Raw genomic sequence first — 20,432 nt, forward strand, 5'->3', positions numbered from 1 at the left:
TATTTGTACATGGAGAAAATAAATTGAAACAGAGCGCACTTTTCATCGCATTACTTCCCCTGTTAATTACCCCTGCTATTTATGCTGATACGTCCAATACTCACGTGCTGGATAATCGCGCAGCAAAAGGGGATATCACTCAGCCAGGCGGCGCACGTCGTTTATCTGAAGATCAAACAGCCGCTATTCGCGCTTCGCTGAATGAGAAACCGGCGAAAAATATCATTCTGCTAATTGGCGATGGAATGGGTGATTCCGAAATAACAGCGGCGCGAAATTATGCCGAGGGGGCAGGCGGATTTTTTAAAGGTATCGACGCATTGCCGCTGACCGGACAATATACCCATTACTCACTGGATAAAAAAACCGGTAAACCGGATTACGTAACGGATTCGGCTGCCTCTGCTACGGCGTGGTCTACGGGGGTAAAAACCTATAATGGCGCGCTGGGTGTCGATATTCACGAAAAAGATCATCAAACCATTCTGGAAATGGCAAAAGCCGCGGGGCTTGCCACCGGTAACGTTTCTACCGCTGAACTTCAGGACGCGACGCCGGCGGCGCTGGTATCGCATGTGACTTCACGTAAGTGCTACGGCCCGTCGGTGACCAGTGAAAAATGTCCAACCAACGCCCTGGAAAAAGGGGGCAAAGGCTCGATTACTGAACAACTGCTGAATGCACGCGCTGACGTCACGCTGGGCGGTGGGGCGAAAACCTTTGCAGAAACCGCGACGGCGGGCGAATGGCAGGGTAAAACGCTGCGTGAGCAGGCACAGGCTCGTGGCTATCAACTGGTGAGCGATGCAAGCGCTCTGGCAGCAATCACTGAAGCGAATCAAGACAAACCGCTGCTGGGACTGTTCTCTGATGGCAATATGCCTGTGCGCTGGGAAGGTCCAAAAGCCTCTTATCACGGCAATATTGATAAGCCTGCCGTGACCTGTACTCCTAACCCGAAACGCACTGACAGCGTGCCGACGCTGGCGGCAATGACCGATAAAGCGATCTCTCTGCTGAGCAAGAGTGAAAAAGGGTTCTTCCTGCAGGTGGAAGGCGCGTCGATCGACAAGCAAGATCATGCGGCGAATCCGTGTGGCCAGATTGGCGAAACCGTCGACCTGGACGAAGCGGTGCAGAAGGCACTCGAATTCGCGAAGAAAGACGGAAACACCCTTGTGGTGGTCACCGCGGACCATGCGCACGCCAGCCAGATCATCCCGGCAGATACCAAAGCGCCAGGCCTGACGCAGGCGCTGAACACGAAAGATGGTGCCGTAATGGTGCTGAGCTATGGCAACTCTGAAGAAGAGTCCATGGAGCACACGGGCACTCAGCTGCGTATTGCCGCCTACGGACCGCATGCGGCAAATGTGGTAGGACTGACCGATCAAACCGATCTGTTCTACACCATGAAAGCGGCACTAGGCCTTAAATGATAAAAGCCCGGCGGAATTTGTCTCTGCCGGGTGACTTTTTTCCTGTCACGGACCAGACTTACAGGGAATGTTCACAAAAGGATGGTGCAATGAAAACAACATTACTGGTTACTCTGCTCTCTGGCCTGTTCCTGATTTCATCGGCGAACGCGGAAGAAAAAACATTAACGCCTCAACAGCAACGCATGACTACCTGTAACCAACAGGCCACGTCCCAGAGTCTGAAGGGGGATGCCCGTAAGACCTATATGAGCGACTGCCTTAAAAATGGCGCATCTAAACCTGCTGAAAAAAGCCTGACGCCACAGCAGCAGAAAATGCGCGACTGTAATGCGAAGGCCACTGAGCAGTCTCTGAAAGGTGACGATCGCAGTAAATTTATGAGCACCTGCCTGAAGAAAAAAGCGTAGTTCTAACGGGTGAGTGGCTCTGGCGACTCACCCGAAATTTCATACTTTCCTCGCACCCCCCCTCTCTATAATTTGGGAAAATGTTTCAGAATATTCCCAAAAATGATGAATGATGAATCCTATTACGACAAAAAATGCATTCGCGAAGAGTGGGATTTAACCCTTTCTCTGGATGCCCCTCACCGTGCTGGCATTCAGTTTGCCCGGCGAGTTCGGCTGGCGCGCGCTGTCGGGCTGGCGGCGATGTTTTTCCCTGTCGCGGGGATACTGGTTACCCATTTTTTACCCGGTGGCTGGTGGCTTTTACTGGTGGGATGGGCGTTCATCTGGCCTCATTTCGCCTGGCAGTTATCCTGTCGGGCTTCTTCACCTCATCAGCAGGAAATTTTCAATCTCAAAATGGATGCCATTATCGCCGGGCTCTGGATTGGCGTGATGGGGATAAATGCGTTACCCACAACCGCGCTGGTGATGATGGTAGGGATGAATATGATGGGCTCTGGCGGCTGTCGACTCTTCATTCCGGGGATCATATTGACCCTGCTTTCCGCACTGTTGACGCTGCCCCCGGTTGGGAGAGTGGTGGTCTTTAATCCTGATCCGGTGGAGTGGGGCTTAACGCTTCCTGTGTTTGTGCTTTATCCCATGCTGTTTGCCTGGCTAAGCCATCGCACTGCCGTCAGGCTGGCTGAACATAAGCGGCGGCTGGAAATGATGAGTACACGCGATGGAATGACAGGAGTCTTTAATCGTCGACACTGGGAAATGCTGTTGCGAAACGAATTTGAGCAGTGCCGACGTCATAATGGTACGGCCACGATCCTGCTCATTGATATCGACCACTTTAAAAACATCAATGACACCTGGGGGCATGATGTGGGCGATGAGGCGATCATTGCGATTACGCGTCAGCTGCAGATTTCGGTACGTTCAGGCGATGCAATAGGCCGTTTTGGTGGAGATGAATTTGCGGTGATTATGTCGCGGACAGCCGCTGACAGCGCAATCGCCGTTATGTCCCGGGTTCATGAACGGCTGGAAAAACTGTCGTTACCTTGCGCACCTGAAGAAACCCTGCGCATAAGCGTAGGTATCGCCACCTGGGGGCCACAGTTTGGGCACTATCGGGAGTGGCTCAAGGCGGCTGATGTGGCGCTGTACAAGGCAAAAAATGCCGGGCGTGGCCGCACAGAAGTGGCTGCCTGACACCCGGCTGAGACGATCAGGATTTACTCAGTTTCTCTGATTTTTCCATGCATTTTGCCATCGCTTCGATGACGGCAGCACGGAATCCGCGTTCTTCCAGTACCCGCACCGCTTCGATGGTGGTACCACCAGGGGAGCAAACCATATCTTTCAGCTCACCAGGATGTTTACCGGTTTCCAGCACCATTTTGGCAGAACCCATAACTGCCTGTGCTGCGAATTTATACGCCTGCGCACGCGGCATACCGCCCAGTACTGCGGCGTCGGCCATCGCTTCTAAGAACATGAAGACATACGCAGGGGCTGAACCGCTCACGCCGACAACCGGATGGATCATGGATTCGGCAATCACTTCCGCTTCACCGAAGCAGCGGAAAATGTTCAGGACATCAGCCACGTCTTCCGTGGTCACCAGTGCGTTTGGCGTGACGGAAGTCATGCCAGCGTTGACCAGTGAAGGGGTATTAGGCATCGCCCGGACGATTTTACGGTCATGACCCAGCGCGCGCGCCAGTTGATCCAGCGTGACGCCCGCAGCAATGGAGACGACCAGCGTCTCTTTATTCAGGCTGGAGGTGATGTCGCTCAGCACTTTGATCATGATGTTCGGCTTGACGGCGCCAAAGACGATATCGGCGACCTGGGCGACTTCCTGAGCTCTTTCGGCGGCGTTGATCCCGTATTGATCGCGCAACGCGGCGACTTTATCAGGTGACGGGGTATAAACCCAAATCTGACCCGGCAGAACCTGCCCGCTGGCGATCAGGCCGCCCAGGATGGCTTTGCCCATGTTACCGCAGCCGATAAACCCGATTTTCTTATCCATCACGACTCTCCGTCATTATGCGTTGTTTTCTCTGATTGATAGCTTAACAACGAAATGCAGGCGACAATAGTCGGCAGAGTCATTAAGGGGAGACAATATGGCGATTTGGGTTGATGCGGACGCGTGTCCGAATGTGATTAAAGAGATTTTGTTCCGTGCCGCCGAGCGTGTTCAGATGCCGCTAACGCTGGTGGCGAACCAGAATATTCGCGTCCCTCCTTCCAGATTCATTCGCGCGTTGCGGGTTCCGGCCGGGTTTGACGTGGCTGATAACGAAATTGTCCGTCTGTGTAGCGCGGAAGATCTGGTGATCACTGCGGATATCCCTCTGGCTGCCGAAGTGCTGGAGAAAGGGGCTGCAGCGCTTAACCCTCGGGGTGAGCGTTATTCACCTGCGACCATTCGGGAAAAACTCACTATGCGTGATTTTATGGATACGCTCCGCGCCAGCGGTGTGCAGACGGGTGGGCCAGACAGCTTATCCCAGCGCGATCGTCAGCAGTTTGCCGCAGAGCTGGATAAATGGTTGCTGGAAGTGAAGCGTCGCACCGCGTAATGATAACCATTGTCAATTTGTGGTACAGTATGGCCTCCTCAGGGTTGTCATCCCGTACCGCTTTGCAGTAAAGTAATCGAAACATCTTCTGCAATTATTTCTTTACACTCTTCGGCCATCCGGCATCAAGGGGAACACCTGGTTATGACCCAACCCATCTTTTTAGTTGGCCCCCGCGGCTGTGGGAAAACCACCGTTGGCCTGGAACTGGCACGCGCGTGCGATCGTCAGTTTGTGGATACTGACCACTGGTTGCAAACAGAGGCCGGAAGAACGATCGCGGACATTGTCGAACAGGAAGGATGGGACAGCTTCCGCGCACGTGAAACGGCAGCGCTGAAAGCGGTAACCACACCTTCTGCGGTTATCGCGACAGGAGGGGGCATTGTTCTGGCTGAATGTAATCGCCACTTTATGCGCGAAAAAGGGATTGTGATCTATCTCAGTGCACCTGTTTCGGCTCTGGTAGGGCGTCTGGAAGCCTTTCCGGAAGAGGGGCAACGTCCTGCACTGACCTCCAGACCGCTTAGCGAAGAGGTGAGAGAAGTGCTGGCTGAACGTGATGCGCTATACCGTGAAGCAGCACACCACGTGGTGGATGCTTCTGCGGCTCCTGAAGATGTGGTTACCCAGATTATTACTGCTCTACGTTTGGCTTGTGCCAGCTAACCGGCGTCTATACTTATAGCTCAGACATATAAAAAAGGATGAGCTATGCCGACCAGACCTCCCTATCCGCGTGAAGCGCGCATTATTACCGTTGAAAAAGGCCATACGGGTCATACTGTTACCTGGTATCAACTGCGTGCCGATCACCCTAAACCAGACTCGCTGATCAGTGAACACGAGACTGAACAGGAAGCGCTGGATGCGAAACGGCGCTACGAAGATCCTGATATAACCTGACCGTTTTCCTAAACGCTCCAGGATCGTGCCTGAATCACACTTTTTACTCATCGAGAAAGTTAAGCAGGAGTTAATATTTAGTTATTACAAGTAACTCCGATATTGACGGTCGATCTTTACATTTCGATGTGAAGATCACCTGCTACGCTTGGTGCTGTTTTGTTGAAAAAATGAACTGTGCAGCGTAGTGAGCCTGTACCTGTGTGCACGATGTTGTAGTAATGGAAGGCGATAAAGATGAAGGCGACGTTGGCGATCCTCACCATTGGTGTGGTCCCTGTAAGCGAAGTGTTACCGCTCTTAACCGAGCATGTCTCTGAACAACAGATAACGCATCTTAGCCTGCTGGGGAAGATGAGTCGGGAAGAGGTCATGGAGGACTACGCTGTCGAGGCGGGGGAGGATCCCCTGGCGACGTTATTAAGTGACGGTAAACTGGCGCATGTTTCGCGTCAGAAAATCGAGCGCTCGCTGCAAGGGGTGATAGAAGTGCTCGATAATCAAGGTTATGACGTTATTTTGCTGATGAGTACCGCACCCATTAAAGGTCTCACGGCGCGTAATGCGATTCTGCTGGAGCCGATGCGCATCATCCCGCCGCTGGTGGCCTCAATTGTTGATGGTCATCAGGTGGGGGTCATCGTCCCGATTGAAGAGTTGATGGACAACCAGGAGGCAAAGTGGCACGTGCTTGAAAAAGTGCCCTTATATGCGCTGGCAAATCCTTTCTGGGATAGCGATGCCGCACTGATTGAGGCCGGACGTGAGTTGCTGGAGAGAGGGGCGGATGTGTTGATCCTGGACTGTCTTGGCTTCCACCAGCATCATCGCGATTTACTGCAGAAGGCGCTGGATGTGCCGGTGCTGTTATCCAATGTTCTGATGGCTCGCCTGGCTTCAGAGCTTCTGACGTAATGATTTTGCGTGACAGGTGATGAGCATGACCCCTATAGTGAATTTTTATCTAAAAATATAAGGGCCAGTTCATGCTTCAAAGTAACGAATACTTTTCCGGTAAAGTGAAATCCATTGGTTTTACCAGCAGCAGCACTGGCCGCGCCAGTGTCGGTGTCATGGCCGAAGGGGAATACACTTTTGGTACGGCCGAAGCGGAAGAGATGACGGTCGTTAGCGGTGCGCTCAACGTCCTACTGCCGGGTGAAACGGAATGGAAAGTTTACGCAGCCGGGCAAGTTTTCAACGTTCCTGGCCACAGCGAGTTCCATCTGCAGGTTGCTGAACCGACCTCTTATCTGTGCCGCTATCTGAAATAAAAAATAAGCCGGGTGGCGCTAACGCTTACCCGGCCTACGCTTTGCCTGTTATCTTTGCGCTTCGCCGCCGAGACCTTCCACCAGATTCTGAATCAACGCGGCCAGTTCCCCGGTCATCAGGATGAAGTCCGCGTCAAAGCGCTGGGCGTAATCTTCCCGGTCGATGTCTTCATTCTGATCGCGCAGTTCATCGCAGAACTTCAGACGTTTCACTGAACCGTCATCGCACATCATAAACTGAATCCGCTGCTGCCAGTCGAGCGCCAGTTTGGTCACCACTTTGCCCGCTTCGATGTGTACGGCAATCTCGTCGCTCACCAGATCCTGTTTCTTCGCGCGGATCACGCCGCCATCTTCCAGCAGGGCTTTCAGCTCGGCCTCATCGAGGATCTGGAAACCTTGCGCGGCAGCACCGCTGCGTACCCACTCGGTCAGGGTCAGCTCGATTGGTGTTTCCAGCGCCAACGGTACGACCGGCAGGGAGCCGATGCTTTTGCGCAGCAGAGCCAGCGTATCTTCTGCTTTTTTGGCGCTGGCGCAGTCCACCATAATCAGCCCGTTAACGGTATCGATCCACATCATGGTCTGGCTGAAGCGGCTAAAGGCGCGCGGCAGCAGAGAGTGCAGAACTTCGTCTTTCAGCGAATCTTTTTCGGTTTTCTTCAGCTTGCGACCCTGTTCGGCTTCCAGCTTGAAGATCTTCGCTTCGAGCGCCTGTTTAACCACCGGCGTTGGCAGAATTTTCTCTTCTTTACGGGCGCAGACGATGATTTGACCCGTGCTGCTGGCGTGGGTCAGTGCATCGCTTTGTGAACCCATTGGCGGAACCCAACCGGTTTTTGCCATATCCTGGCTACCGCAAGGGGAAAAGGTGTAAGCGGCTAACTGTTTTTCCATCTCTTCTGCACGCAGCGAAACGTCGCGGCTGAGACGGTAAACCATCAAATTTTTGAACCACAGCATGATAATTTCCACGGCCTTGTCGTTAAATCAGCGGGCATGATAACGAATTGTCGCATCGCTTGCATTGCTAATCGGGAAGCGTGCTTCTACTCTGTTGATAATCAAAATAATGAGGAGAGTTTTGTGCGTATTGGGATTGATTTGGGCGGCACCAAAACAGAAGTCATCGCACTGAGCGAGCAGGGGGAACAGCTGTTCCGCCACCGTCTGCCTACGCCGCGCGATGATTATCACCAGACTATCGAGACGATCGCGAGACTGGTTGAAATGGCAGAGCAGGCGACAGGACAAACCGGCTCCGTCGGAATGGGGATCCCTGGGTCGATCTCGCCTTATACCGGGGTGGTTAAAAATGCCAACTCGACGTGGCTAAACGGTCAGCCTTTTGATAAAGATTTGAGCGCGCGTCTGAAGCGCGAAGTGCGTCTGGCCAACGACGCTAACTGTCTGGCGGTTTCAGAAGCGATTGACGGCGCGGCTGCCGGTGCCCATACCGTTTTTGCCGTCATCATCGGTACCGGCTGCGGTGCAGGCGTGGCCTTTGGCGGGCGTGCCCATATCGGGGGTAACGGTACGGCGGGCGAGTGGGGACACAACCCACTGCCGTGGATGGACGAAGATGAGCTTAAATACCGCGCTGAAGTACCGTGCTATTGCGGCAAGCAAGGTTGTATTGAGACGTTTATCTCCGGTACCGGTTTTGCGACCGACTACCACCGTCTGAGTGGTCAGCCGCTTAAAGGCAGCGAGATCATGCGTCTGGTCGAAGAACAGGATCCAGTGGCAGAACTGGCGCTCCGCCGCTACGAAATGCGCCTGGCGAAATCGCTGGCGCACGTGGTGAATATTCTCGATCCGGACGTGATTGTGCTCGGCGGCGGCATGAGCAACGTCGACCGCCTGTACAGCACGGTCCCGAATCTGGTGAAACAGTGGGTGTTTGGCGGCGAGTGTGAAACCCCGATCCGCAAAGCGCTGCACGGTGATTCCAGCGGCGTGCGCGGCGCGGCTTGGTTGTGGCCGGAATAAAAGCAAAGAGTGTTTATTCCCTCTCCCTGTGGGAGAGGGTCAGGGTGAGGGCACCAGACTGCACCGCCCCCATTCACTCCACCGCATACTCTTTATCCAGCCTGCTGTATCCCAGCCCGTTGATCTTTTTCACTTTAATCTGCAAAGGAATACGCTCTTTCATCGCCTCGACGTGGCTGATCACACCGATAGTTTTCCCGGTGGCGTTTAGCGCGTCGAGGGCATCCAGCGCGGTATCCAGCGTTTCGCTGTCGAGCGTGCCGAACCCTTCATCCAGGAACAGCGAGTCGATCCGCGTTTTGTGACTCACCAGATCGGAAAGTGCCAGCGCCAGCGCCAGGCTGACCAGGAAACTTTCGCCACCAGAGAGCGTACGGGTGTCGCGCACGGCATCCGCCTGCCAGGTATCGACCACTTCCAGCTCCAGAGCATCGCTGGCTTTGCGCTGCAGCAGATAACGCCCGTGCAGGCGGTTAAGTTGCTGGTTAGCAAGCCAGACAAGATTGTCCAGCGTCAGCCCCTGGGCGAACTTGCGGAACTTGTCGCCGGTACTGGAGCCGATAAGCGCATTCAGGTACCCCCAGTCGTCTGCCAGACGGCTGGCCTCTTCAATTTGCTGCATTAAAGCCAGTTGGTGCAGGCGGTTATCGCTATCCTGCTTAAGCTGCTGGCGGATCTCTCCCTGCCGCGTGGTGTTCTCACGAAGCTGCTGCGTCAGTTGCTGGAGCTGGATCTGCAGGCCTGGTGCATCGGCGTCGAGCCCTTCTGGCCGCTGTGCCTGGTGCGCCTGCAACTGTTGGTTTGCCTGTCCGGACAAGGCGGCTGCCTGCTGTATCTGGTTTTCCAGCGATTGCTTCAGATGATTGAGGTGTTGGAGCATGTTCTCATCCAGCAGAGCGGCAAGGAACGCATCTTGATCGGCAAAACAGCTTGCCGACAGGGCCTGGGTGAATTGCACCTGCGATTGCTGCAGGCGCTCACGCTCCAGCGTTTCCTGCTGCTGGTGTGCCGCCAGTTGGCTCTGCAGAGACACGCATTCGTCGTGGATCGCGCGCCAGTTGTCAGGAATGGCGGGTTCGGTCTCTTCACTGTTGGTGACCGGAAGTGCGTCAAGCAGTGGCTTCAGGGCGTTTATACGTTCCTGAATCGCACCCTGCTGTGTCTGTTTCTCCTGCCACTGTGCGAACTCCGTTTCACGGGCGTTCAGCCAGGTGGCCTCAGTACCTTCGTCAGGTACGCTGAGTGAAAGTGCGGCCAGGGCGCTTTCCAGTCCCTGACGTGTTGTCGCCAGTTGCTGCTGATACTGGCGTTCCTGCTCTTCCATTTCGTTGAGCTGGTTTTGCAGCGTCAGACGCTGGCTGAGCTGATAAAGCTGGCGTTCATAGTGCTCCTGTTCGCTCATCCAGATGGCAATATCTTCCTGAATATTCAGCGAAATATTTAATGCCGCGCAAACCTCCTGCCACTCTTTAGTGAGCGCTTGCTCTTCCTGAGAGAGTGTCTGCGCTTCGCCTGACTCGCGCTGGATCTGTTGAGCCAGGGCATTAACCTGGCCCAGAACCAGCAGCCCTTCCTCTTTTAGCGAGGCGACCTCTTTTTCCAGGGCATCACGGCGGCGCTGATTATCAGTGAGTTCAAGCGCTTGATATTTCTCCACGGCGGGATGTTCGCTGGAGCCGCACAGTGGACAGGGTTTACCTGCCTCAAGCTGAGAACGATAGCTTTCCAGATCTTTAATCGTCGCTTCACGTTCACACAGGGCTTTCAGGTCCAGATAGTGCTGGTTTTTCTCTTTGTATTGCTGGCGACGTAGCGTCAGTGTTTCATTGAGTTTTACCTGCTCAGCCAGGGCCTTCTGCACGCTTTCACCGTTCTGGTGCAGGCGTTTTTGTAGCGGCTGATAGCGGGCATGGAGCGAGGTCAGACGTTGACGCATCGTTCGTGACTGCGCCTGTTGTTCCATCGCTACTGCAACCTCATCCGCCGTCAGCGTCAGGGTTGTTTCCGGCAGGGCGGCCCGTTTATGGCGTAATTCAGTGAGGCGGACGGTCAGGGCAGTAAGCTGATTTTTATCACGGCTAAGCTGAGCGAAGTGTGCTCGCCAGCCTGCCATTTCCTGTCCCCATAAGCGGAATCGATCATGTTCTGCCTGCCACTGCGTCAATACCGTTAATTCGGTCTGCAACTGCTCATGGGTACGAATGGCGGTATTACGGATACGCGAGCGCAGCGCGGTTTTATCGTGTAAGCGAGTATTTACTTCGATAATTCGCTGCTGGGTTTGAGCCAGACGCGAGGCTTGCTCTTGCTGGTGCTCCCAAAGCGGTCGAAGCTGAGCGGCGGGTTGAGCAAGCTGGAGCTTTGCCAGGTCAGGCGCGGCGTCGGTCAGCGCCTGCTGTGCCTGCTGTTGTAACACGCTTACGCGCTGTTGCTCGCGAAGAAGCTCATCATGGCGCGTAAGCCACTGATAATCTTTCTGCTGGCGCTGTTGCTGTGCCAGCAGTGTTTTCTCTTCGTCAGTAAGTGCCTGTAAACTTTGCTGTAACTGCTGCTGTTGCTCTTCGCTCAACAGCACCACACTAGCGACCTGTGCTTCACGCAATTCAAGCTCACTGTGTGCTGCTTTGTGTTTCTCAAATACCATTGCGGAAATCTGGCCGTAGATCTCCGTGCCGGTTAACTCTTCCAGTAATTCGGCACGCTCTTTCGGTTTGGCGTTGAGGAAGGCCGCGAACTGGCCCTGAGAGAGCAACATTGAGCGAGTGAAACGCCCATAGTCCAGCCCGGTGAGCGAGGCGGTGAGCTCCAGTTTATCTTTCACCTTATCGGCGAGGATTTTACCGTCTTCGCACTGCGCCAGTTCGACGCGAGGCGCTTGTAAGTTCCCGTCTGCCTGGTTCCTTGCCCGGTTCTGGCTCCAGAAGGCGCGATAAGCCACACCTTTGACTTCAAACTCGACTTCCGCCAGACATTCAGCGGTATCGCGTGTCATCAGGTCGTTTTGCGATTGTGACACGGTATTCAGACGAGGTGTTTCGTGATATAGCGCCAGACAGATGGCGTCGAGCAGGGTGGTCTTGCCTGCACCGGTCGCACCGGTAATGGCAAATAGCCCGTTGCTGGCAAAGGGCTCAGCGGTAAAGTCAATTTTCCACTCGCCCTTGAGTGAGTTGAGGTTTTTCAGACGCAGGCTCAGGATTTTCATGCGTTCTCTTCCTCGTTATTCAGAGCGTGGAGCGTATGGGCGAACAGCTCGTTCAGCCGGGCGCGTTTTGCATCGTCCATCTCTTCCTGGGCCAGTCGGCGTTCAAAAACCTCTTCGACTTTAAGTTCACTCAGCGTTTCGCGCTGAGCACTCAGCAGGATTTTTTCGCGCTGCTCGCGACTACGGCGTACCAGTAAAACCTCGACAGGAAGATCTTCCGTCAGCGCCTGAATTTTTCGCTGCATATCATGCAGATAGTCGTCTGTGGTGATTTCGATATCCAGCCAGACGGGGGGGTTAAACGCAATGCCACGCCACTGTTCAAGCTGGGAGGTGATGGCATCAAGGTCACCCTTCAGCACCGCCAGCGGCTGGGTAACAGGGACTTCCAGCGTTTCGACGGCGCTGAGTTTACCTCCGTTAAAACTCACCAGATGCACAGATTTGGCTTTACCTGTCTCATCAAAACTCAGCGAAATGGGCGAGCCACAATAGCGAATGTGTTCGCAGCCACCGATCATCTGCGAGCGGTGGATATGCCCTAGCGCAATGTAGTCGGCAGGCGGGAAATTTTGCGCCGGGAACGCATCCAGCGTACCAATATAAATGTCACGTACGGCGTCACTTTTACTGGCTCCGACGGTGGTGAGATGCCCGGTCGCAATCACCGGAATGAGCTGTTCGCCGCGCAAGGTACAGGCATCGGTATATTGTTGGTGATAATAGTCAGTGATGCTCTGCAACAGATGCTGCTGTTTTTCTCCGCCGGACATCCCGGCCTGGCTCTGCACGATATCGCGTGGGCGCAGGAAGGGAACCGGGCACAGCACCGCCCCCGGTGTACCGTCACGTTTTTTCAGGATCTGCGGCGCATGCCCGGCACTGGCCACCACGGTAGTGTTCAGGAAGGCCAGGATGTCGCGGGATTCATTCAGCGTGGCGACGGAGTCGTGATTACCGGCGACAATCACCAGATGGCAGCCTGTATGCTGCAGATTTACCACGAAGCGGTTGTACAGCTCACGCGCATAGCTTGGCGGCGAGCCGGTGTCGAAAATGTCACCCGCGACAATAATCGCATCCACTTCGCGCGATCGGGCCGTATCCAGCAGCCAGTTCAGGAACGCTTCATGCTCAGCTGCCCTGCTTTTGCTGTAAAAGTTTTGACCCAGATGCCAGTCCGAAGTGTGAAGTATGCGCATAGGAGATCCGTGGCGAAAAAAGATGTTGGCGATTATAAACATTCAGGGGCGGAAAATAACCGCTGTAATAAAACAACAGTTTGCCATTTATAGTGGTAAGGTTTTTCATAAATCTGTCATAAATCTGACGCATAATGACGCCGCATTACAAACTTGTAACTTAAATAAGATAAGACAGGGCAAAGTATGGCGAGACGTATTCTGGTCGTAGAAGATGAAGCTCCAATTCGTGAAATGGTGTGCTTCGTGCTCGAACAAAATGGCTTCCAGCCGGTTGAAGCGGAAGATTATGACAGCGCGGTGAACCAGTTGAATGAGCCCTGGCCCGATCTGATTCTGCTCGACTGGATGTTGCCTGGCGGCTCTGGACTGCAGTTTATCAAACACATTAAACGTGAAGCGATGACCCGCGATATCCCCGTTGTCATGCTCACGGCACGTGGTGAAGAAGAGGATCGCGTGCGTGGGCTTGAAACGGGTGCCGATGATTACATTACCAAGCCGTTCTCCCCGAAAGAGCTGGTTGCTCGTATCAAAGCCGTAATGCGCCGCATTTCACCGATGGCAGTGGAAGAGGTGATTGAGATGCAAGGTCTGAGCCTTGACCCGACCTCACACCGCGTCATGACGGGCGAAAACCCGCTCGACATGGGGCCTACCGAATTTAAACTTCTGCACTTCTTCATGACTCACCCGGAACGCGTTTACAGCCGCGAACAGTTGCTGAATAACGTCTGGGGAACTAACGTGTATGTCGAAGACCGGACGGTTGACGTCCATATCCGCCGCCTGCGAAAAGCGCTGGAACTGAGCGGCCACGATCGCATGGTGCAGACGGTCCGCGGCACGGGTTATCGTTTTTCTACCCGTTTCTGAACAATGACAGGAGTGTGACGCGTGCTGGAACGTCTGTCATGGAAAAGGCTCGTCTTTGAACTGATCTTATGTTGTATTCCGGCCTTCATTCTGGGGGCCTTTCTTGGACATCTGCCGTGGTTTCTGCTGGCCTCGGTCACCGGGCTGCTGATCTGGCATTTCTGGAACCTGTTGCGCCTCTCCTGGTGGCTATGGGTTGACCGAAGTATGACACCGCCGCCGGGAAGCGGCAGTTGGGAACCGCTGCTTTACGGTTTGCATCAGATGCAGATGCGTAATAAAAAGCGCCGCCGCGAACTGGGAAGCCTGATCAAGCGTTTTCGCAGCGGGGCGGAGTCGCTGCCGGATGCGGTCATTCTGACGACCGAAGAAGGGACAATCTTCTGGTGTAATGGTCTTGCGCAACAGTTGCTGGGGTTGCGCTGGCCGGATGATAATGGCCAGAATATCCTCAACCTTCTGCGTTATCCTGAGTTTGCGCAGTATCTAAAAAAGCGTGATTTTACCGGTCCGCATAATCTGAAACTCAATAATGGTCGCCATCTGGAAATCCGCGTGATGCCCTACAGCGATCGGCAGTGGCTGATGGTGGCGCGCGATGTCACCCAGATGCACCAGCTGGAAGGCGCGCGACGCAACTTCTTCGCGAACGTGAGCCACGAATTACGTACCCCGTTGACCGTACTTCAGGGTTACCTGGAGATGATGCAGGAGCAAACGCTTGAGGGCGCGCCACGTGAAAAAGCGCTGCACACCATGCGCGAGCAAACGCACCGTATGGAAGGTCTGGTGAAACAGCTGTTGACGCTCTCAAAGATCGAAGCGGCGCCAACGCTTGCGCTGAATGACACCATTGATGTCCCCATGATGCTGCGGGTGGTGGAGCGTGAAGCACAGACGCTAAGCCATAAAAAGCACCACCTGACTTTTGAGGTCGACAATACGCTGAAGGTTCTGGGCAGTGAAGATGAGTTGCGCAGCGCCATTTCCAACCTGGTGTATAACGCGGTGAATCATACGCCGGAAGGGACGGAGATCGTGGTGCGCTGGCAGCATACCCCTACGGGTGCTGAATTTAGCGTCGAGGATAATGGTCCGGGGATTGCTCCGGAGCACATCCCGCGTCTGACCGAACGCTTCTATCGCGTGGATAAGGCGCGATCGCGACAGACAGGGGGAAGCGGTCTGGGGCTGGCGATTGTAAAACATGCCGTCAATCACCATGAAAGCCGCCTCGATATTCAGAGTACCCTGGGTAAGGGAACCCGCTTTAGTTTCGTGATCCCGGAACGATTAATTGCCAAAAAGATCGCCTGATAACGGGTGTGTCATTTTATCTTTCCACGGGTCAGCGTTTGCTGGCCCGTTTGCTTTGCAGTCAAACGAAACGCGAATGAATTTTATACGGCTGACTGTTTTTTGTTCGCATGATTAGCCATGGGTTTTTCTGATAATTAGCGTATTGTGCTGGTATGTTTTTTCATGGTGGCATATTGTTCTGGTTTTGCGATCCCACCTTGCCTTTAAACGTTATAAGCGTTTAAATTGCGCCCCAGATACTGTCAGACCGACTGTATTTGCGTGGTAAATCGAAAAACTATTCTTCTCCACGCCAGGACGGGAGCATTTCCCGCTGAAATTGAGCAATTTTTCGGCTGTATCTTCCCACCAGGGAAATCGAAAAGCTCAATGTTTTCAACACCACATCCACAGGCAGTAAGGTTTTATGACCCATCACTTAAAATCGCGTGACATCATCGCGCTGGGCTTTATGACATTTGCGCTGTTCGTTGGCGCAGGCAACATCATTTTCCCTCCAATGGTTGGTTTACAGGCGGGTGAACACGTCTGGACTGCTGCATTTGGTTTCCTGATTACTGCTGTGGGTTTACCGGTACTGACCGTTATCGCCCTGGCGAAAGTGGGTGGCGGTGTTGATAGCCTCAGCACCCCGATCGGCAAAGTGGCGGGTGTTCTGCTGGCAACCGTCTGCTATCTGGCAGTGGGCCCACTGTTTGCGACCCCGCGCACGGCGACCGTTTCCTTCGAAGTGGGCATTGCTCCTCTGACCGGTGACGGCGCGATGCCGCTGTTTATCTACAGCCTGATCTACTTCGCGATTGTGATTCTGGTTTCTCTCTATCCGGGCAAGCTGCTGGATACCGTAGGTAACTTCCTGGCTCCGCTGAAAATTGTGGCGCTGATTGTGCTGGCGGTTGCGGCGATTGTCTGGCCGGCAGGTCCGATTAGTGACGCCATGGATGCCTACAAAAATGCCGCATTCTCCAACGGCTTTGTGAACGGCTACCTGACGATGGATACGCTGGGCGCAATGGTGTTTGGTATCGTCATCGTTAACGCCGCGCGTTCCCGTGGTGTGACCGAAGCACGTCTGCTGACCCGCTACACCATCTGGGCTGGCCTGATGGCCGGCGTGGGCCTGACGCTGCTCTATCTGGCGCTGTTCCGTCTGGGTTCCGATAGCGCCATGCTGGTTGATCAAAACGCGAATGGCGCGGCTATTCTGCATGCTTATGTTCAGCACACCTTCGGCGGTGCGGGCAGTATGCTGCTGGCAGCGCTCATCTTCCTGGCATGTCTGGTGACCGCCGTTGGCCTGACCTGCGCCTGTGCGGAGTTCTTTGCGCAGTATCTGCCGCTCTCTTACCGCGCACTGGTATTTATTCTCGGCATCTTCTCCATGGCGGTGTCAAACCTCGGTCTGAGCCACCTGATTCAGGTCTCTATTCCGGTGCTGACGGCTATCTACCCGCCGTGTATCGTGCTGGTGGTACTGAGCTTTACTCGCCCGTGGTGGAATAACTCCTCACGAATTATTGCGCCAGCCATGTTTATCAGCCTGATTTTTGGTATCCTTGACGGGATTAAAGCATCAGCTTTCGCAGAAATTTTGCCAGCCTGGACACAGCGTCTGCCGCTGTCCGAACAAGGCCTGGCCTGGCTGATGCCTACCGTTGTTGCACTGGTTCTGGCGGTTATCTGGGATCGTGCTGCAGGGCGTCAGGTCGCATCGAACGCCCATTAATCAACGGCAACAAACTGTTTAACCACGGGGCTTAAGGCCCCGTGGTTTTTTGTTTTTTTCGTGTTGAATGGCAAGATTTTAATGGAAAGCACTAACAAACTTAAACGTGGGCTGAGCACGCGCCACATCCGCTTTATGGCGCTGGGCTCCGCTATCGGTACCGGTCTTTTTTATGGCTCGGCAGATGCCATTAAAATGGCCGGTCCAAGCGTTCTGTTGGCCTACATCATCGGCGGTGTAGCGGCCTATATCATCATGCGTGCCCTCGGGGAGATGTCGGTTCACAATCCGTCAGCCAGTTCATTCTCTCGCTACGCGCAGGAAAACTTAGGTCCGCTGGCCGGGTTTATTACCGGCTGGACCTATTGCTTTGAAATCCTGATTGTGGCGATTGCCGATGTGACCGCGTTTGGTATCTATATGGGGGTCTGGTTCCCGGCGGTACCGCACTGGATTTGGGTGCTGAGCGTGGTGCTGATCATCTGCGCGGTTAACCTGATGAGCGTGAAAGTCTTCGGTGAACTGGAGTTCTGGTTCTCTTTCTTTAAGGTCGCCACCATCATCATCATGATTGTTGCCGGTTTTGGGATCATCATCTGGGGGATTGGTAACGGCGGTCAGCCCACCGGTATCCATAACCTCTGGAGCAACGGCGGCTTCTTCAGTAATGGCTGGCTCGGCATGGTGATGTCGCTCCAGATGGTGATGTTTGCCTACGGCGGTATTGAGATTATCGGTATCACCGCCGGGGAAGCGAAAGACCCGGAAAAGTCGATTCCGCGCGCCATCAACTCGGTGCCGATGCGCATTCTGGTGTTCTATGTGGGCACGCTGTTCGTGATCATGTCCATCTACCCGTGGAACCAGGTGGGCACTAACGGTAGCCCGTTTGTACTGACCTTCCAGCATATGGGCATTGCGTTTGCTGCCAGTATTCTGAACTTTGTCGTGCTGACAGCGTCGCTTTCCGCGATCAACAGTGACGTCTTTGGCGTGGGGCGTATGCTGCACGGCATGGCGGAGCAGGGCAGTGCGCCAAAGGTATTTGCCAAAACCTCACGCCGCGGTACGCCGTGGGTCACCGTGGTGGTGATGACCGTGGCGCTGCTGTTCTCGGTTTACCTGAATTACATCATGCCGGAGAACGTCTTCCTGGTAATTGCATCGCTGGCGACCTTCGCGACGGTGTGGGTGTGGATTATGATCCTGCTGTCACAGATTGCATTCCGCCGTCGTCTGTCTCCGGATGAGTTGAAAGCGCTGAAGTTCAAAGTGCCGGGCGGTGTGGCAACGACCGTGGTTGGCCTGCTCTTCCTGGTCTTTATCATCGCCCTGATTGGCTACCACCCGGATACCCGTATTTCCTTATACGTCGGCTTCGCGTGGATCGTCCTGCTACTGGTTGGCTGGATGTTTAAATGCCGCCGTGACCGTCAGCTGGCGGAAGCACAGTAATGTTAATGCCCGACGATGTCGGGCATTTTTTCTCCTCCCCCATCCTCCTCCCCCAATAAACCGCATCATGATGAGCTAACCTTAACCACCCTGTGGCAAGGTGACGTCAATTTCATCAAAGGGGATTCGTGATGTTAAACGCCTGGCACCTTCCGGTTGCCCCATTTGTTAAGCAAAACAAAGACAACCTTGTGATTACGCTCTGGCTGACGGGGGAAAATCAGCCTGAACGCGTGACGCTACGCGCCGAAATTGATAACGAAGAGACCGCGCTGAAAATGCACAAACAGCGTAGCCAGCCGCAGCCGGGTATCACAGCCTGGCGGGCAAATATCGACTTGCGCAGCGGGCAGTCACGCCGGCGCTACAGTTTCAAACTGCTGTGGAACAACCGTCAGCTGTGGTTTACCCCGCAGGGGTTTAGCCGTTTCCCTCCGGCCCGTCTTGAGCAGTTTGCCGTTGATTACCCGGATAACGGACCACAATGGGTTAACGATCAGGTCTTTTACCAGATTTTCCCGGATCGCTTTGCCCGCAGTGAAAAACGCACTGCTGACCAGGATAAGATCTATCACCACCATGCCGCGGGCCATGACATTATCCTGAAAGCGTGGGATGAACCCCTGACCGCGCAGGCGGGCGGTTCGACGTTCTACGGCGGCGATCTCGACGGTATCAGCGAAAAGCTGCCGTACCTGAAAAAGCTCGGCGTGACGGCGCTGTATCTCAACCCGGTGTTTAAAGCTCCGAGCGTACACAAATACGATACCGAAGATTATCGCCACGTTGACGCGCAGTTTGGCGGCGACGAAGCGTTATTGCGCCTGCGGCAGAACACCAGAAATGAAGGTATGCGCCTGATTCTGGACGGTGTGTTTAACCACAGCGGAGATTCACACGCGTGGTTTGACCGTCATAATCAGTCGATGAGCGGAGCATGCCATAACCCGGATTCACCGCAGAGAAGCTGGTATAGCTTTAATGAGGAGGGACGAGCGCTGGACTGGCTGGGTTATCCGAGCCTGCCAAAGCTGGATTTCCAGTCACCTTCTCTGATCGATGAAATCTACGGCGGTGAAGACAGCATTGTGCGCCACTGGCTGAAAGCACCGTGGAATATGGATGGCTGGCGCCTGGATGTGGTGCACATGCTGGGGGAAGCGGGCGGGGCGCGGAACAATATTCAACACGTCGCGGGTATTACCCGCTCTGCAAAAGCGGCTCAGCCAGAGGCGTTTGTGTTTGGCGAGCATTTTGGCGATGCGCGCCAGTGGCTGCAGGCCGATGCGGAAGATGCGGCGATGAACTATCGTGGCTTTACCTTCCCGCTGTGGGGATTCCTCGCGAATACCGATATCTCCTACGATCCGAATCACATTGATGCCGAAACCTGTATGGCGTGGATGGATAACTACCGCGCCGGTCTGTCGCATCAGCAGCAACTGAGAATGTTTAATCAGCTGGATAGCCACGATACGGCGCGCTTTAAATCCCTGCTTGGCAAGGATGTGGCGCGTCTGCCGCTGGCGGTCACCTGGCTCTTCACATGGCCAGGCGTACCCTGTATTTACTACGGTGATGAAGTAGGGTTGGACGGTAACAATGATCCCTTCTGCCGCAAAACCTTCCCGTGGCAGCCAGCGAAACAGGACAAGGTGCTGTTCAGCCTTTATCAGCGGTTGGCGAAGTTACGTAAACAGCACCAGGCATTACGCTATGGCGGATGCCAGGTGGTGTACGCCCACGACAACGTGGTGGTGTTTGTCCGTGTTTATAACCAGCAGCGCGTGCTGGTGGCGATTAACCGGGGTGAGGCCTGTGAAGTGGTGCTGGATGACTCCCCATTGCTGCACGTGAAGGCGTGGCAATGTAAGGAGGGTAAAGGGACTCTTCAGGAAGGCATACTCTCATTACCTGCAATTTCTGCTTCCATCTGGTTCGGTAATTAATCTCTGTCTGCAACCGGTACGGTGTACGGGTTGCAGAATATTTCCCTGTGTTGTTCGGTTTTATTCAACAGAGGGGACAAATATCTTTAC

General features: G+C 54.2%; 18 protein-coding genes. 14 read left to right on the plus strand and 4 right to left on the minus strand.

The window, feature by feature from the left end:
- The first annotated feature begins 23 nt into the window (after positions 1–23).
- The 3 genes from phoA to adrA all read left to right on the plus strand — a co-directional run bounded on the left by phoA (position 24) and on the right by adrA (position 3,055).
- Complete coding sequence (gene phoA / locus AAHF05_RS04570; protein ID WP_129323800.1) at positions 24–1,439, plus strand: alkaline phosphatase; 1,416 nt, start codon at positions 24–26, stop codon at positions 1,437–1,439.
- A gap of 89 nt (positions 1,440–1,528) precedes the next feature.
- A complete protein-coding gene (gene psiF / locus AAHF05_RS04575) occupies positions 1,529–1,849 on the plus strand; it encodes a phosphate starvation-inducible protein PsiF (RefSeq protein ID WP_028017684.1) in 321 nt (106 codons plus the stop codon).
- 102 nt (positions 1,850–1,951) lie between these two features.
- Entirely contained in the window at positions 1,952–3,055 is a 1,104-nt protein-coding gene (gene adrA / locus AAHF05_RS04580; protein WP_129323801.1) for a diguanylate cyclase AdrA, read from the plus strand.
- Positions 3,056–3,071: 16 nt separating this feature from the next.
- Here adrA and proC read toward each other — a convergent pair whose 3' ends face one another.
- On the minus strand, positions 3,072–3,881 hold the full coding sequence (gene proC / locus AAHF05_RS04585; RefSeq protein WP_129323802.1) for a pyrroline-5-carboxylate reductase: 810 nt from the start codon (positions 3,879–3,881) through the stop codon (positions 3,072–3,074).
- 97 nt (positions 3,882–3,978) lie between these two features.
- Here proC and AAHF05_RS04590 point away from each other — a divergent pair, with 97 nt between their 5' ends.
- The 5 genes from AAHF05_RS04590 (at position 3,979) to ppnP (ending at position 6,617) form a co-directional block, all read left to right on the plus strand.
- On the plus strand, positions 3,979–4,437 hold the full coding sequence (locus AAHF05_RS04590; protein ID WP_014830847.1) for a YaiI/YqxD family protein: 459 nt from the start codon (positions 3,979–3,981) through the stop codon (positions 4,435–4,437).
- A gap of 144 nt (positions 4,438–4,581) precedes the next feature.
- A complete protein-coding gene (aroL, locus tag AAHF05_RS04595; RefSeq protein WP_028017681.1) occupies positions 4,582–5,106 on the plus strand; it encodes a shikimate kinase AroL in 525 nt (174 codons plus the stop codon).
- A 45-nt stretch (positions 5,107–5,151) separates the two neighbouring features.
- Positions 5,152–5,343 (plus strand): protein YaiA, encoded by a 192-nt coding sequence (yaiA, locus tag AAHF05_RS04600; protein ID WP_028017680.1) that lies wholly within the window; start codon positions 5,152–5,154, stop codon positions 5,341–5,343.
- A 237-nt stretch (positions 5,344–5,580) separates the two neighbouring features.
- Positions 5,581–6,258: an AroM family protein gene (locus AAHF05_RS04605; protein WP_028017679.1), complete on the plus strand. Its 678-nt coding sequence runs from the start codon at positions 5,581–5,583 to the stop codon at positions 6,256–6,258.
- 71 nt (positions 6,259–6,329) lie between these two features.
- Positions 6,330–6,617: a pyrimidine/purine nucleoside phosphorylase gene (gene ppnP, locus AAHF05_RS04610; RefSeq protein ID WP_008503270.1), complete on the plus strand. Its 288-nt coding sequence runs from the start codon at positions 6,330–6,332 to the stop codon at positions 6,615–6,617.
- Between the two features lie 48 nt (positions 6,618–6,665).
- Here ppnP and rdgC read toward each other — a convergent pair whose 3' ends face one another.
- Positions 6,666–7,580: a recombination-associated protein RdgC gene (gene rdgC / locus AAHF05_RS04615; protein WP_028017678.1), complete on the minus strand. Its 915-nt coding sequence runs from the start codon at positions 7,578–7,580 to the stop codon at positions 6,666–6,668.
- A gap of 123 nt (positions 7,581–7,703) precedes the next feature.
- On the opposite strand from rdgC, the gene mak reads away from it, so the two are divergent.
- Entirely contained in the window at positions 7,704–8,609 is a 906-nt protein-coding gene (mak, locus tag AAHF05_RS04620) for a fructokinase (protein ID WP_129323803.1), read from the plus strand.
- Between the two features lie 73 nt (positions 8,610–8,682).
- Here the strand turns inward: mak and sbcC are convergent, their stop codons facing one another.
- On the minus strand, positions 8,683–11,814 hold the full coding sequence (gene sbcC / locus AAHF05_RS04625) for an exonuclease subunit SbcC (RefSeq protein WP_129323804.1): 3,132 nt from the start codon (positions 11,812–11,814) through the stop codon (positions 8,683–8,685).
- Complete coding sequence (gene sbcD, locus AAHF05_RS04630) at positions 11,811–13,016, minus strand: exonuclease subunit SbcD (protein ID WP_129323805.1); 1,206 nt, start codon at positions 13,014–13,016, stop codon at positions 11,811–11,813. Before sbcD ends, sbcC begins: the two co-directional genes overlap by 4 nt.
- A gap of 186 nt (positions 13,017–13,202) precedes the next feature.
- Here sbcD and phoB point away from each other — a divergent pair, with 186 nt between their 5' ends.
- The 5 genes from phoB (at position 13,203) to malZ (ending at position 20,342) form a co-directional block, all read left to right on the plus strand.
- On the plus strand, positions 13,203–13,892 hold the full coding sequence (gene phoB / locus AAHF05_RS04635; protein ID WP_003859122.1) for a phosphate response regulator transcription factor PhoB: 690 nt from the start codon (positions 13,203–13,205) through the stop codon (positions 13,890–13,892).
- A gap of 21 nt (positions 13,893–13,913) precedes the next feature.
- A complete protein-coding gene (gene phoR, locus AAHF05_RS04640) occupies positions 13,914–15,209 on the plus strand; it encodes a phosphate regulon sensor histidine kinase PhoR (protein WP_049007507.1) in 1,296 nt (431 codons plus the stop codon).
- A 409-nt stretch (positions 15,210–15,618) separates the two neighbouring features.
- Positions 15,619–16,938, plus strand: coding sequence for a branched-chain amino acid transporter carrier protein BrnQ (gene brnQ, locus AAHF05_RS04645; protein ID WP_114977912.1), 1,320 nt, complete (start codon positions 15,619–15,621; stop codon positions 16,936–16,938).
- A gap of 81 nt (positions 16,939–17,019) precedes the next feature.
- Positions 17,020–18,393, plus strand: coding sequence for a proline-specific permease ProY (gene proY / locus AAHF05_RS04650; RefSeq protein WP_129323807.1), 1,374 nt, complete (start codon positions 17,020–17,022; stop codon positions 18,391–18,393).
- A 131-nt stretch (positions 18,394–18,524) separates the two neighbouring features.
- Positions 18,525–20,342 carry a maltodextrin glucosidase gene (gene malZ / locus AAHF05_RS04655; protein WP_129323808.1) on the plus strand — a complete coding sequence of 606 codons (1,818 nt, stop codon included), beginning with the start codon at positions 18,525–18,527 and terminating at the stop codon, positions 20,340–20,342.
- Positions 20,343–20,432: the final 90 nt, after the last annotated feature.

The sequence above is a fragment of the Enterobacter adelaidei genome, from assembly GCF_041937165.1.
GTDB classification, from domain to species: Bacteria; Pseudomonadota; Gammaproteobacteria; order Enterobacterales; family Enterobacteriaceae; genus Enterobacter; species Enterobacter adelaidei.

What these genes read in the sequence shown, in the direction of transcription:
- proY (WP_129323807.1), top strand. Translation starts at nt 17,020, where the DNA reads ATGGAAAGCACTAACAAACTTAAACGTGGGCTGAGCACGCGCCACATC.
- phoB (WP_003859122.1), top strand. Translation starts at nt 13,203, where the DNA reads ATGGCGAGACGTATTCTGGTCGTAGAAGATGAAGCTCCAATTCGTGAA.
- sbcD (WP_129323805.1), bottom strand. Translation starts at nt 13,016, where the DNA reads ATGCGCATACTTCACACTTCGGACTGGCATCTGGGTCAAAACTTTTAC.
- ppnP (WP_008503270.1), top strand. Translation starts at nt 6,330, where the DNA reads ATGCTTCAAAGTAACGAATACTTTTCCGGTAAAGTGAAATCCATTGGT.
- AAHF05_RS04605 (WP_028017679.1), top strand. Translation starts at nt 5,581, where the DNA reads ATGAAGGCGACGTTGGCGATCCTCACCATTGGTGTGGTCCCTGTAAGC.
- sbcC (WP_129323804.1), bottom strand. Translation starts at nt 11,814, where the DNA reads ATGAAAATCCTGAGCCTGCGTCTGAAAAACCTCAACTCACTCAAGGGC.
- psiF (WP_028017684.1), top strand. Translation starts at nt 1,529, where the DNA reads ATGAAAACAACATTACTGGTTACTCTGCTCTCTGGCCTGTTCCTGATT.
- proC (WP_129323802.1), bottom strand. Translation starts at nt 3,881, where the DNA reads ATGGATAAGAAAATCGGGTTTATCGGCTGCGGTAACATGGGCAAAGCC.
- brnQ (WP_114977912.1), top strand. Translation starts at nt 15,619, where the DNA reads ATGACCCATCACTTAAAATCGCGTGACATCATCGCGCTGGGCTTTATG.
- aroL (WP_028017681.1), top strand. Translation starts at nt 4,582, where the DNA reads ATGACCCAACCCATCTTTTTAGTTGGCCCCCGCGGCTGTGGGAAAACC.
- malZ (WP_129323808.1), top strand. Translation starts at nt 18,525, where the DNA reads ATGTTAAACGCCTGGCACCTTCCGGTTGCCCCATTTGTTAAGCAAAAC.
- yaiA (WP_028017680.1), top strand. Translation starts at nt 5,152, where the DNA reads ATGCCGACCAGACCTCCCTATCCGCGTGAAGCGCGCATTATTACCGTT.
- AAHF05_RS04590 (WP_014830847.1), top strand. Translation starts at nt 3,979, where the DNA reads ATGGCGATTTGGGTTGATGCGGACGCGTGTCCGAATGTGATTAAAGAG.
- adrA (WP_129323801.1), top strand. Translation starts at nt 1,952, where the DNA reads ATGATGAATGATGAATCCTATTACGACAAAAAATGCATTCGCGAAGAG.
- rdgC (WP_028017678.1), bottom strand. Translation starts at nt 7,580, where the DNA reads ATGCTGTGGTTCAAAAATTTGATGGTTTACCGTCTCAGCCGCGACGTT.